Source organism: Janthinobacterium sp. GW821-FHT03A03, from assembly GCF_059421435.1.
In genome coordinates this window covers 377078-389596 of record NZ_JBWKUZ010000001.1, presented here as the reverse complement: position 1 = coordinate 389596, position 12519 = coordinate 377078, and the positions used below count along the sequence as shown (strand labels likewise).

At 64.0% G+C, this 12519-nt stretch carries 13 protein-coding genes; 12 read left to right on the top strand and 1 reads right to left on the bottom strand.

Annotation, left to right across the window (positions count from 1 at the left end):
- Positions 1 to 92: 92 nt before the first annotated feature.
- Complete coding sequence (flgA, locus tag AC07VI_RS01765) at positions 93 to 788, bottom strand: flagellar basal body P-ring formation chaperone FlgA (RefSeq protein WP_086148194.1); 696 nt, start codon at positions 786 to 788, stop codon at positions 93 to 95.
- Between the two features lie 191 nt (positions 789 to 979).
- On the opposite strand from flgA, the gene flgB reads away from it, so the two are divergent.
- The 12 genes from flgB (at position 980) to AC07VI_RS01705 (ending at position 12506) form a co-directional block, all read left to right on the top strand.
- Positions 980 to 1432: a flagellar basal body rod protein FlgB gene (flgB, locus tag AC07VI_RS01760; RefSeq protein WP_086148193.1), complete on the top strand. Its 453-nt coding sequence runs from the start codon at positions 980 to 982 to the stop codon at positions 1430 to 1432.
- A gap of 2 nt (positions 1433 to 1434) precedes the next feature.
- Positions 1435 to 1836, top strand: a complete 402-nt coding sequence (flgC, locus tag AC07VI_RS01755) for a flagellar basal body rod protein FlgC (protein ID WP_071322379.1) — start codon at positions 1435 to 1437, stop codon at positions 1834 to 1836.
- 15 nt (positions 1837 to 1851) lie between these two features.
- Positions 1852 to 2550 (top strand): flagellar hook assembly protein FlgD, encoded by a 699-nt coding sequence (locus AC07VI_RS01750; RefSeq protein ID WP_086148192.1) that lies wholly within the window; start codon positions 1852 to 1854, stop codon positions 2548 to 2550.
- A 48-nt stretch (positions 2551 to 2598) separates the two neighbouring features.
- Entirely contained in the window at positions 2599 to 4146 is a 1548-nt protein-coding gene (locus AC07VI_RS01745) for a flagellar hook protein FlgE (protein WP_086140899.1), read from the top strand.
- Positions 4147 to 4203: 57 nt separating this feature from the next.
- The gene (locus tag AC07VI_RS01740; protein ID WP_086148191.1) at positions 4204 to 4947 is read left to right on the top strand and encodes a flagellar basal body rod protein FlgF; all 744 of its coding nucleotides are present in this window, start codon (positions 4204 to 4206) and stop codon (positions 4945 to 4947) included.
- Positions 4948 to 5009: 62 nt separating this feature from the next.
- Complete coding sequence (flgG, locus tag AC07VI_RS01735) at positions 5010 to 5792, top strand: flagellar basal-body rod protein FlgG (RefSeq protein WP_076568129.1); 783 nt, start codon at positions 5010 to 5012, stop codon at positions 5790 to 5792.
- 50 nt (positions 5793 to 5842) lie between these two features.
- A complete protein-coding gene (locus tag AC07VI_RS01730) occupies positions 5843 to 6493 on the top strand; it encodes a flagellar basal body L-ring protein FlgH (RefSeq protein ID WP_086148190.1) in 651 nt (216 codons plus the stop codon).
- Positions 6494 to 6495: 2 nt separating this feature from the next.
- Positions 6496 to 7611 carry a flagellar basal body P-ring protein FlgI gene (locus AC07VI_RS01725; RefSeq protein ID WP_086148189.1) on the top strand — a complete coding sequence of 372 codons (1116 nt, stop codon included), beginning with the start codon at positions 6496 to 6498 and terminating at the stop codon, positions 7609 to 7611.
- A gap of 10 nt (positions 7612 to 7621) precedes the next feature.
- The gene (flgJ, locus tag AC07VI_RS01720; RefSeq protein WP_086148188.1) at positions 7622 to 8545 is read left to right on the top strand and encodes a flagellar assembly peptidoglycan hydrolase FlgJ; all 924 of its coding nucleotides are present in this window, start codon (positions 7622 to 7624) and stop codon (positions 8543 to 8545) included.
- A gap of 88 nt (positions 8546 to 8633) precedes the next feature.
- On the top strand, positions 8634 to 10601 hold the full coding sequence (flgK, locus tag AC07VI_RS01715; protein WP_086148187.1) for a flagellar hook-associated protein FlgK: 1968 nt from the start codon (positions 8634 to 8636) through the stop codon (positions 10599 to 10601).
- Between the two features lie 50 nt (positions 10602 to 10651).
- Positions 10652 to 11893, top strand: a complete 1242-nt coding sequence (flgL, locus tag AC07VI_RS01710) for a flagellar hook-associated protein FlgL (RefSeq protein WP_172404893.1) — start codon at positions 10652 to 10654, stop codon at positions 11891 to 11893.
- A gap of 169 nt (positions 11894 to 12062) precedes the next feature.
- Positions 12063 to 12506 carry a MarR family winged helix-turn-helix transcriptional regulator gene (locus tag AC07VI_RS01705; protein WP_099374297.1) on the top strand — a complete coding sequence of 148 codons (444 nt, stop codon included), beginning with the start codon at positions 12063 to 12065 and terminating at the stop codon, positions 12504 to 12506.
- Positions 12507 to 12519 lie beyond the last annotated feature (13 nt).

The following is a 12519-nucleotide window of genomic DNA, read 5'->3' as shown; positions in this document are numbered from 1 at the left end:
CGAAGTCAAAAAACTCCGGGATATGACTTCTTATCGGCATCATATCCAGGAACTTTAGTGCGCCAGACCACAATATCGCTGTCCATCCGTGTTCAGAATGCTACTTCGACCATGCCTCCAGGGCGCGCCACGCCGCTGATCTGCTGGCCGCTCTGCGTGCGTACCTGCACCGTCTGCCCGTCGCCGGCGCTGCCGATGGCGCGTCCTTCTGATGCCACTTGGAAACCATTACCGCTGGAAACGACCCTGACCAGCTGGCCCTGCATGACCACCGGCTTGCGGCGCAGGGTGTCGAGGCGCATCGGCGTGCCCGGTGGCAAGGAAATATTCGTGCTGGCGCCCACCACTTGGGCCATGTCGGTGGCGATGCCTGCTGGCAATGCCGCCAGGTCGCCCTGCATGGTCACCAGCTGGCTGGCGTCGATGGCTTGTCCCTGCGCCAGCGGCACGGCGCTGGCCACGTAGTCGCCGACGACGGCGACATTCGCCTGCAGATAGATGGTCCAGCTGGCCGGGGCCGTGCAGCGCACGCCCACGGTGGTCTTGCCCCAGGCGCGGGCGCCGGGCGCCATGAACGCCTGCGGCGCGGGGCAGGCGGCCAGGTTCAGGCGCGGATCGACGGCGCCGACGGTGATCGTCACCTTGCCGGGCAAGCCATTGCTTTGTACTTGCAGAAATTGTTCCACGCTGTTGCGCAAGGCTTCCGGCGTCTGCCGGCCAGCGTTTTGCGCCTGCGCCAGAGGCGTCAGGGCGGCAAGGGCGAGGAGGAAAGCAAGCGGTGTCTTCATGGTGATAGGCCTCTGGAATACTGCCATGATAGTGCGCGCCGCCCCGTTTGAAGCGCCGATTAAGGGGGAAAAGTATGGTCTGATCCGGCGATGGCCTTGCCGGCGCCGGCCGTACTATGTTTCCTGTCATCACTATACCGCCATCCTTCCGCCATCTCGGGCGCCAGTGGCAGATCTTTCCGGAGCCTGACATGATAGGGAAACTCGACGATTACATGCGCTTCAACGAGACGGCGCTGAGCCTGCGCTCGACGCGCCAGGAATTGCTCGCCTCGAACATCGCCAATGCGGACACGCCCAACTACAAGGCGCGCGATGTCGATTTCGCCGCCGCCCTGAAGGGGGCGATGGCGCGCAAGGACGGCGTGCCGCCCGCCCTGAAGGGCACGGCGCCGCAGCATATGCCGGGCAAGGGCGTCGCCGCCGCCGTGGGTGGCAGCACGGGTGGCAAGGTCGAGACCCTGGCCGACGGCACGCCGCTGCTGTACCGCGCGCCGGCCCAGGGCGCCGTCGATGGCAATACGGTGGACATGGACCTCGAACGCAACGCGTTTGCCGACAACGCCATCCGCTACGAGGCGGCCGTGACCTTCCTCAACTCGCAGATCAAGGGCATGCTGACGGCCATCCAGGGAGGACAATAATCATGTCGCTTTTTAATATCTTCAATGTGTCCGGTTCGGCCATGAGCGCGCAGGCGCAGCGCCTGAACACGGTGGCCAGCAACCTGGCCAATGCGGACAGCGCCACCAGCGCCAGCGGCGAAGCCTACCGCGCCAAGCAGGTGGTGTTTGAAGCCGTGCCCATGGCCAACGGCGCCACGGCCGTCAAGGTGCAGAAAGTGATCGAGGACCCGTCGCCGATGAAGCTGGTGTACGACCCGAAGAACCCGCTGGCCGACGAGAAGGGCTACGTCACCATGCCCAACGTGAATACGGTGGACGAAATGGTCAACATGCTGTCGGCCTCGCGCTCGTACCAGACCAACGTGGAAACCATGAACGCGGCCAAGTCGCTGCTCCTGAAAACCCTCACCATCGGCCAATAAGGCTGATTGACCATTATGGCAACCATCGATACGAGCAAAACCGTCACCACCGACCTGATGGCGACGATGAATCCGAAGAAGACGACGGCCGCGAAGGGCAGCGTCGAGGAGGAGACGAACAAATTCCTGACCCTGCTGGTGACCCAGCTGCAAAACCAGGACCCGATGAACCCGCTGGACAATGCACAGCTGACCAGCCAGCTGGCCCAGCTTTCCACGGTGACAGGCGTCAACAAGCTCAATACCACGCTGGAAACGCTCAAGACCAGCTACCAGCAGGCCGAATCCATGCAGGCGGCGAATATCATCGGCCACGGCGTGTTGACAGCCGGCAAGAGCATTAACCTGAGCAAGAGCGCGGCCCTGCTGGGCGTGGACCTGGCGACGCCGGCCGACAGCGTCAAGGTCGTCATCTACAACAGTACGGGCAAGGAAGTCCACTCGATCGACCTGGGCCCGCAGGGCGCGGGTACCTTGCCGCTGGGCTGGAACGGCTCCACCGCCGACCTCGACAAGGATGGCAAGAACATCGTGCTGCCTGACGGCGCCTACACCTTCTCGGTGGAAGCCAAGCGGGGCGGCGCCAAGCTCACGGATGCCACGGCGCTGATGTTCGGTTCGGTCGCCAGCGTGTCGACGGGAACCGGGGGCGTGAAGCTGAACGTGCCGGGCGTGGGCAGCATCACCATGGCCGATGTGAAACAGATTTTGTAAGCAATATTGTCAAACTGGATAGTCAATAATTCCTAACAGGAGAGCAGAATGTCTTTTCAACAAGGCCTGAGCGGCTTGAACGGCGCCGCCAAATCGCTGGACGTCATCGGTAACAATATCGCCAACTCGGCCACCGTGGGTTTCAAGCAGTCGCAGGCGCAGTTTGCCGACATCTACGCCAACTCGCTGTATGGCGTGGGCGGCAACCAGCCCGGTATCGGCGTGTCCGTGTCGCAAGTGGCACAGCTGTTCAACCAGGGTAACCTGGAAAGTTCGTCCAATCCGCTCGACATCGCCATCAACGGCGGCGGTTTCTTCCGCACCAGCGTGAACGGCGCCATCCAGTATTCGCGCAACGGCCAGTTCCAGGTCGACAAGAACGGTTTCATCGTCAATGCCCAGAAAGCCCAGCTGACCGGCTATCCGGCCGATGCGAACGGCAAGATCCTGGCCGGCGCCACCGTGCCGCTGCAGATCGACCCGTCCGACATGGCGCCGCAGGCGACCACCAAGGTCGATACCCAGGTCAACCTCGATTCCAATTCGGCCATGCCGACCGTGGTGCCGTTCACCGTGGGCGAGCAAAAGTCGTGGACCAAGCAGTTCCCCGTGCCCGTCTACGATTCGCTGGGCAACTCCCACACCATGTCCAATTTCTACGTCAAGACGGGCACCAATACCTGGGATGTCTACACGGCCACTGACGGCAAGGAAATCACCAGCGCGAAAGTAGTAGCCGCGGCGCAAACCGATGCCGCCTCGCTGGCCGCGCGCGCCGCCTATCAGGCCGCCGTCACGGCCGTGCCGCTGGTGCCCGCCAATATCACGGCCGCCGCCGTTGCCTATGGCAATGCGGCCGGTGTCGCCATACGCACCGCCGCCGCCGCGGCCGGCGCCAGCCCGGCCCAGCTGGCCGCCATCAGCGCCACCTATGGCAGCGCCGTGCCCGACGGCGTCAATTCCAGCCTCACGCCGGACCAGATCGACAGCAGGATCTCCGCGGTGACGGAAGTGCCCGCCGTGAAGTCGGCGTCGCTGGTGTTCAACAGCGTCGGCACCCTGGACAAGGCCGCCATGCTGGCCCTGACGCCGCCGCAAACCCTGCCGGTGACGGTCAACCTGCCCGTCTTCCCCGCCACGGGCGCGAACGCCAACCTGGCGATCAAGGTCGACTTTACCAATTCGACCCAGCTCAGTTCGTCCACCAGCGAAAAGCGCACCGTGGCCGATGGCTATGCGGCCGGCCAGCTGGACCGTTTCGTCGTGGGTTCCGATGGCGTGATCCAGGGCCAGTACAACAATGGCAAGACGCGCGACCTGGGCCAGGTGGTGCTGACCAAGTTTTCCAATCCGAACGGCCTTGAGCCGCTGGGCAACAATGCCTGGGCGGAAAGCTCGACCTCGGGCAGTCCGATGACGGGCGAGCCGAGCTCGGGCGGCCTGGGCGACTTGCGTGCCTCGGCCGTGGAAGTGTCGAACGTGGACCTGACGGCCGAACTGGTCAACATGATCACGGCGCAGCGCGCCTACCAGGCGAATGCGCAGACCATCAAGACGCAGGATTCGGTGTTACAAACCTTAGTCAACCTCCGCTAATAAGTTGACCGGGGGCGCATGCCCCCGATTTTATTGTTGGTTTGGGAGAAATAAAAAATGGACCGTCTCATCTACACCGCCGGCTCGGGCGCCAAGCACATCCTGGACAAGCAGGCGACTACGGCCAATAACCTGGCGAACGCCACCAGCACGGGTTTCCGTGCCCAGCTCGACTCGTTCCGCGCCGTGCCTGTAGTGGCCGACGGCATGATGCCGACGCGCGCCTTCGTCGTCGATTCGACGGTCGGTTCCGATTTTACGCAAGGCCCCATGCAGCACACGGGCCGGGCGCTGGACGTGGCCGTGGAGAACGCGGGCTGGATCGCCGTGCAGTCGGCCGACGGCTCCGAAGCCTACACGCGCAACGGCGCCCTGAAGCTCAATGAAAACGGCATGCTGCAGACGCAGGCCGGGCTGATGGTGCAGGGCGACACGGGACCCATGGCCATTCCGCCGGGCGTGACGGTGGCCATCGCCGGCGACGGCACGGTGGGCACGATTTCCACGGACGTGCCGCCGGGACCGTCCACGGTGCTCGGACGCATCAAGCTGGTCAATCCGCCCGAGCAGCAGCTGGTGCGCGGCGACGACGGCCTGTTCCGCCTGAAGGATGGCACCGTGGCGCAGGCCGACCCGGCCGTGAAGCTGACCACCGGGGCCCTGGAAGGCAGCAATGTCAGCCCCGTCGACTCCATGGTCAGCATGATCGCCCTGGCGCGCCAGTTCGAAACGCAAATGAGTTTGCTGAAGAATGCCGAGAATAACGCGGCGAAAGCCACCCAGATCCTCGCTTTGAATTGATGGGGACCACCGCATAATGGTCACATAGAAATAGTCTACAGCGCCGTTATTGGAGAAAAAACATGATTCGTTCCCTTTGGATAGCCAAGACCGGCCTGGAAGCGCAGCAGACGCAGATGGACGTGATCGCCAATAACCTGGCCAACGTCAGCACCACCGGCTTCAAGAAGTCGCGCGCCGTGTTTGAAGACTTGCTGTATCAAAATGTGCGCCAGCCGGGCGCGCAATCGTCCCAGCAGACCCAGCTGCCTTCCGGCTTGCAGATCGGCACGGGCGTACGCACCGTGGCCACCGAGCGCATCCATACCCAGGGCAATCCCCAGGCGTCCGGCAATTCGCGCGACGTGATGGTCAACGGCACGGGCTTTTTCCAGGTGCTGCTGCCGGACGGCGCCACCGCCTACACGCGCGACGGCTCCTTCCAGACGGACGCCAACGGCCAGCTCGTCACTTCCGAAGGTTTTGTCATCCAGCCCGCCATCACCGTGCCGACCAACGCGCTGAGCCTGACCGTGGCGCGCGACGGCACCGTCTCCGTCACCTTGCCCAATACCGTGGCGCCATCGCAAATCGGCTCGCTGCAGCTGACCACCTTCGTCAATCCGGCCGGTCTGGAATCGAAGGGCGAAAACCTGTACATGGAAACGGGCGCCTCCGGCGTGGCGCAGACCAACACTCCTGGCACCAACGGCGCCGGCGTGCTGATGCAGGGCTATATCGAGACGTCGAACGTCAACGTGGCCGAGGAAATGGTCAACATGATCCAGACGCAGCGCGCCTACGAGATCAACAGCAAGGCCATCACCACGTCCGACCAAATGCTGCAGAAATTGTCGCAACTTTAATTTTCATAGCTGTCATGCCATCCGCCGCCGGATGGCAGCGGAGGTTTGTCATGCAATACCCCATCATCGCCCTGTTGTCCGCAGTCCTGCTGTCCGGCTGCGCCATCACGCCCACCTCGATCGTGCAGTACCCGACCACCACGCGCGCGCCGATGCCCGAACCCGTGGTCGTCAGCAACGGCTCCATCTACCAGCCGTCGACCTACCGTCCCGCCTTCGAAGACCGCCGCGCGCGCCACGTGGGCGACACCATGACGATCGCCATCACCGAGCGCACGAACGCCGTCAAGGCGGGCGCCAGTTCCGGCAATAAATCGGGCAGCGTGGGCTTCAGCACGCCCGGCATCGCCCAGGGCCGTTTCGGCGGCACGGTCTCGGCGAACGGCGCGACCAAGTTTGCGGACGGCGACAACCAGTCCGCCAGCAACACGTTTTCCGGCACGATCGGCGTGACGGTGATCGAGGTATTGCCAAATGGCAATTTAATCGTTGCTGGTGAGAAACAGATCGCCATGAACAAGGGCACGGAATTCATCCGCTTCTCGGGCATGGTCAATCCCGACACCATCGGCATCGGCAACGTCGTGCCGTCGACCCAGGTGGCCGACGCGCGCGTGGAATACCGCACCAACAGCCAGATCGACCGCGCCGAAATGGCCTCGATGGCGTCGCGCTTCTTCCTCAGCCTGTTGCCGTTCTGATCATGGCGACCGTGACTTTTCCCCGTTTCCTGGCCATTCTCGGCCTGGCGTGCGCCTTGCTGGCGCCCGCGGCGCAGGCCGAACGCCTCAAGGACCTGGCCAGCATCGCCGGCGTGCGCCAGAATCAGCTGATGGGCTATGGCCTGGTCGTCGGCCTCGACGGCAGCGGCGACCAGACCACGCAAACGCCGTTCACCATCCAGAGCGTGGCGGCGATGCTGCAGCAGCAGGGCATTAACTTGCCGCAAGGCACCAGTTTGCAACTGAAGAACGTGGCCGCCGTGATGGTGACGACGTCGCTGCCGCCGTTTGCCCAGCCGGGCCAGCTGCTTGACGTGACGGTGTCGTCGATGGGCAATGCGAAAAGCTTGCGCGGCGGCACTTTATTGATGACGCCGCTGAAGGGCGCCGACGGCCAGGTGTACGGCATGGCGCAGGGCAACGTGCTGGTGGGCGGCGTGGGCGCGCAGGCGGCCGGCAGCTCCGTCGTCGTCAATCACCTGAGCGTGGGCCGCATCTCGGGCGGCGCCACCGTCGAGCGCACGGTGCCTTCTGTGCTGGGCGCCAACAACACGATACGCCTGGAACTGAACGCCACCGATTTCGCCACCGCCAGCCGCGTCGTCGACGCCATCAACAGCCGCTACGGCGCCGGCACGGCCGCCGCGCTCGACGGGCGCGTGATCCAGGTGCAGTCGCCGGGCGGCAGCGACCAGCGCGTGTCCTTCCTGGGCCAGCTGGAAAGCATCGAAGTCAACCCGGCCCGCCTGGCGGCCAAGGTCATCATGAACGCGCGCACCGGCTCCGTCGTGATGAACCAGTCCGTGACCCTGGAAACGTGCGCCATTTCGCACGGCAACCTGTCCGTCACCATCAATGTCGAGCCGCAGGTGAGCCAGCCGGCGCCCCTGTCGGGCGGACGCACGGTGGTCACGCAGACGGCGCAGATCGATATCAAGAAGGAACCGGGCAAGGTCATGCTGGTCAAGGGCGGCGCTTCGCTGTCGGACGTGGTGAAAGCCCTCAACGCCATCGGCGCCTCGCCGCAAGACTTGCTGGCCATCCTGCAGGCGATGAAAGCGGCCGGTTCGCTGCGCGCCGAACTCGAAATCATTTGATGGACACGCCATGATCAGTCAAACCGACCTGAGCAATACCGCCGCCTACGACGTCAAGGGCATGGATGGCTTGCGCCAGTCCGCCAAGGCGAAGGACCCCGCCGCGCTGAAAGAGGCGGCCACGCAATTTGAAGCCATGTTCATCAATATGATGATGAAAAGCATGCGTGAAGCCTCGCCGCAGGACGGCATCATGGATAGCCAGCAGAGCAAGATGTACACCTCGATGCTGGACCAGCAGACGAGCCAGAACCTGGCCAAGCGGGGCACGGGCCTGGCGGACGTGCTGATCCGTCAATTGTCGTCCTCGAACCAGGCGCTGGCCGCCGATGGCGCCGAGGCGCCGTCGCCCCGCTCGTCGAGCATGGCGCAGGCGCTGGCCGCGTTCCGCCAGCAGCAGGGCGCGCTGACCGAGGGCGCAGGCAGCGCCGCCGCCGGCAAGACCCTGAGCGACAAGGCCAACGCCACGCAGGCGCCGCACGTGCGCGCCTTCCAGGAAAAGCTGGGCGTGCATGCGGAAGAGGCCAGCCGCGCCACGGGCATCCCGGCCAAGTTCATGCTGGGCCAGGCGGCGCTGGAAACGGGCTGGGGCAAGCGCGAAATCATCGGCCGCGACGGCAGCAGCAGCCACAATCTGTTCGGCATCAAGGCCTCTGGCGACTGGAAGGGCAAGGTGACGGAGGCCGTCACCACCGAATACGTGAATGGCAAGGCGCAGCGCAAGGTGGAGAAATTCCGCGCCTACGACAGCTATGCGGACAGTTTCAAGGACTATGCGCAGTTGATTACCAACAACAAACGCTATGAAAAAGTGCTGGCCAGCGCGGGCGACGCCAGTACCTTTGCCCAGGGCTTGCAAAAGGCCGGTTATGCGACAGACCCGAATTACGCTGCCAAATTGACAAAAATCATAAAAAATTCGCTGGTCGGCTAAGCCTCCGCCATCCCCTTGTGCCGGCCGGGCGCTTCAAGTTTTCGCCGCGGCTGCCGTAAATACATTTGACGGTAACCAATAAGACACCATGACTTCGAATCTACTCAGCATCGGTAAGAGCGGTTTGCTTGCAGCGCAGGTGGGCCTGTCGACGACCGGGCATAACATCACCAATGCCAACGTGGCCGGCTACAACCGCCAGGTGGTGCTGCAGCAGACTTCGCAGTCCAACTATGCGGGCTATGGCTTCATCGGCACGGGCACGGAAGTGTCGCAGATCAAGCGCCAGTACGACAGCTTCATGGCCACCCAGGTCAATGCCGCGCAAAGCGCCACCAGCGCCCTCGACACCTATTACACGCAGATCAGCCAGATCGACAACCTGCTGGCCGATCCCACGGCGGGCCTGTCGCCCGCCATGCAGGATTTCTTCAAGGGCGTGCAGGATTTCAGCGCCAATCCCTCGTCGGTGGCCTCGCGCCAGGCGCTGCTGTCGAGCGCCGGCTCGCTCGCTTCGCGTTTCCAGGGGCTGAGCGCGCGCCTGACGGAGATCGGCGACGGCGTCAATTCGCAGATCACGTCGAATGTGACGGTCATCAATACCTACGCCAAGCAGCTCGCCGAGCTGAACAAGTCGATTTCCCAGTTGTCGGTCGACGCCAGCAACCAGCCCAACGATCTGCTGGACCAGCGCGACCAGCTGATCACGGAATTGAACAAATATGTCAAGGCGACGGTGCAGCCGGCCGCCAACAATACCGTCACCATTTCCATCGGCGCCGGCCAGCCCTTGGTGGTGGCGGACCGCAGCTTCGAGCTGGCGGCCACGCCTTCGCGGACGGACCCGAACCGCATCGAGGTGGGCTATGTCACGGGCAGTACCGTCACCGCGCTGCCCGACAGCTCCCTGAGCGGCGGCTCGCTGGGCGGCTTGCTGGAATTTCGCAGCGGCACCCTGGACAATGTGCAGAATTCGCTGGGCAAGGTGGCCATCGCGCTGGCGACCACCTTCAACGACCAGCACAAGCTGGGCCAGGACTTGAATGGCGCCATGGGCGGCGACTTCTTCAAGGTGCCCGATCCCGTGATCGGCGCCGACCGCGGCAACAACGCCAGCAGCACCACCGTGCTGTCGGCCAAGGTCAGCGACCCGACCAAGCTGACGGCCAGCGATTACAGCCTGAAGTACGACGGCAGCAATTATGTGGTGACGCGCGAGTCCGACGGCACGCACACCATCATCAATCCGTATCCGCAAACGGGGCCGCAAACCATCGACGGCGTCGATTTCTCGATCTCGGGCACGGCCGCCCAGGGCGACAACTACGTCATCAGGCCGACGGCGAATGGCGCGGCCGGCATGGCCGTGCTGATTACCGACCGCAACAAGATCGCCGCCGCGGCGCCGATCGCCACGTCGGCGCCGGTGGCCAATACGGGCTCGGGCAAGCTCAGCGCCGGCTCCGTCGACAAGGCTTACTTGACGCCGGGCAATGCCCTGACGGGTCCCCTGACCTTGACATATGACAAGGCGACCACCTCGCTGACGGGTTTCCCGGCGGGCCAGGCGGTGACGGTCAAGGGCTTGAACGGCGCCACCACGACCTATCCGGCCGGCACGGCGAACATTCCCTACAAAGAGGGCGACAGCTTCAGCTTTGGCGGCATCAATGTCAGCATGACAGGCACGCCGGCGCAGGGCGATACCTTTACCATCAGTCCGAATACGGGCGGCGTGGGCGACAACCGCAACGCGGCGCTGCTGGCCGGCTTGCAGACGAAGAACATCCTCGATGGCGGCAATGCCACGTTCCAGGGTTCGTATGCGCAAACCGTCAGCTTCGTGGGCAACAAGACGCGCGAAGTACAGGTCAGCGGCCTGGCCAGCCTGGCCTTGCTGCAGCAGGTCAGCACCCAGCAGCAGGCCGTCTCCGGCGTCAACCTCGACGAAGAGGCGGCCAACCTGCTGCGCTATCAGCAGTCCTACCAGGCGTGCGGCAAGGTCATGCAGATCGCCAGCACTCTGTTCGACGTGGTGATCGGCCTGGGACGTTAATCAATTTTTTGCCGCAGCGCAGCGCGGCGGTTTTCTGGAAGGGCAGCATCATGCGCATCAGCACACGAATGATTTACGACCAGGGCAGTTCGCAGCTGAACAATCTGCAGGGCGCCTTGAACCGCACGCAGATGCAGCTGTCGTCGAACCGCCGCAACCTGACGCCGGCCGACGATCCGATCGCCTCCGCGCGCGCGCTGGAAGTGACGCAATCGCAATCGATCAACACCCAGTTCGTGACGAACCGCTCGAACGCGAAGAATTTCCTGTCGCAGGAAGAGCTGGCGCTGGCCAGCACCACCTCGCTGATCGCCGACGTGAAGGACCTGGTTCTCAAGGCCGGCAATCCGGCCCTCAAGGATGTCGACCGCGATACCCTGGCCAAGGAGCTGGAAGGCCGGCTGACCGACCTGCTGGGCATCGCCAACACGGCCGACGGCGCGGGCGGCTACCTGTTTTCCGGCTATAAGGCCACGACCCAGCCGTTCAGCCAGACGCCGACGGGCGCCAGCTACGTGGGCGACCAGGGCCAGCGCGAGCTGCAGGTGGGGTCGGCGCGCTACCTGGCCACCAGCGATTCCGGCGCCACCGTGTTTGAAAACAACCTGACGGGCAATGGCAAGTTCACCACGGCGGCGGCCACCGCCAATTTCACGCGCGGCGGCTCGGGCATCATTTCGGGCGGCACCGTGACGGACCCGTCGGCATTGACGGGGCACAAGTATTCGATCGATTTCAAGGTCACGGGCACGGGCACCGACGCCGTCACCACCTATATCGTCACGGACGCCACCCTGGGCCAGACGGTGCCCAATCCCGCCGTGCCCGTCCCCTACAAGGCGGGCGACGCCATCACTTTCGACGGCCAGCAGGTAAACATCACGGGCAAGCCGGCCGACCAGGACAGCTTTACGCTGGAACCGAGCGCCAAGGAATCGCTGTTTACCACCGTGAAAAACCTGATCGGCGTGCTGCGCCAGCCGGGCAGCGGCGACGCGGGCCAGGCGCGCCTGACGAACGGCCTGAACGCCGCGCACAATATTCTCGACACGGCCTACGACAATGTGCTGTCCGTGCGCGCGGAAGTGGGCGCCCGCATGAAGGAGCTCGATTATCTCGACAGCGCCGGCGACGACCTCGACATCCAGTACGCCACCACCCTGTCGGACCTGCAGGACCTGGACATGGTGAAAGCCATTTCCACCTTCAGCCAGCAGCAAGTGACCCTGCAGGCGGCGCAAAAATCGTTCACCTCGATCTCGGGCCTGTCGCTGTTCAATTACATCAACTGACGCACCGGCATCGCGGGATGGGCCGGCAAGCCGGGGCAGGGAGTGCATCTCCCGCCCCGGCTTTTTTTGCGCCCGGCATCTGGCTATCCTGGCAAGATATACAGGCAAACTGTGCAGTCTACCTGTCTATCTGTTATAGTAGGGGCTGTTGATCCACCACACGGCGACCATGACCACCCCGCAAGAAGACCACGAACACGTATTGCAGCTGGCCGGCGAATTGCGCATTCTCATCGGCAGGCTGCGCCGCCGCCTGCGCGAGGAAGCGCACCTGGGCGACGTCAGCATGTCGCAGGCCTCCGTGCTGAGCCGCCTCGAGCGCGACGGTCCGGCCACCGCCAGCTGCCTGGCGCGCGCCGAAGGCATGCGGCCCCAGTCCATGGCCGCCACCGTGCAAGCCTTGACGGACGCGCAGATGGTGACGGGCGCGCCCGACCCGCTCGATGGCCGGCAGACGATATTGAGCCTGACGGACAGCTGCCGCGCCTGGATCGCGGCCAGCCGCGCCGCGCGCGAAGACTGGCTGGCGCGCACCATTGAAACCCGCTACACGCCGGCCGAAGTCGGCGAGCTGGACAAGGCTGTGGCGCTATTGCAACGCCTGGCGCAGTGATGCGCCGACCAAC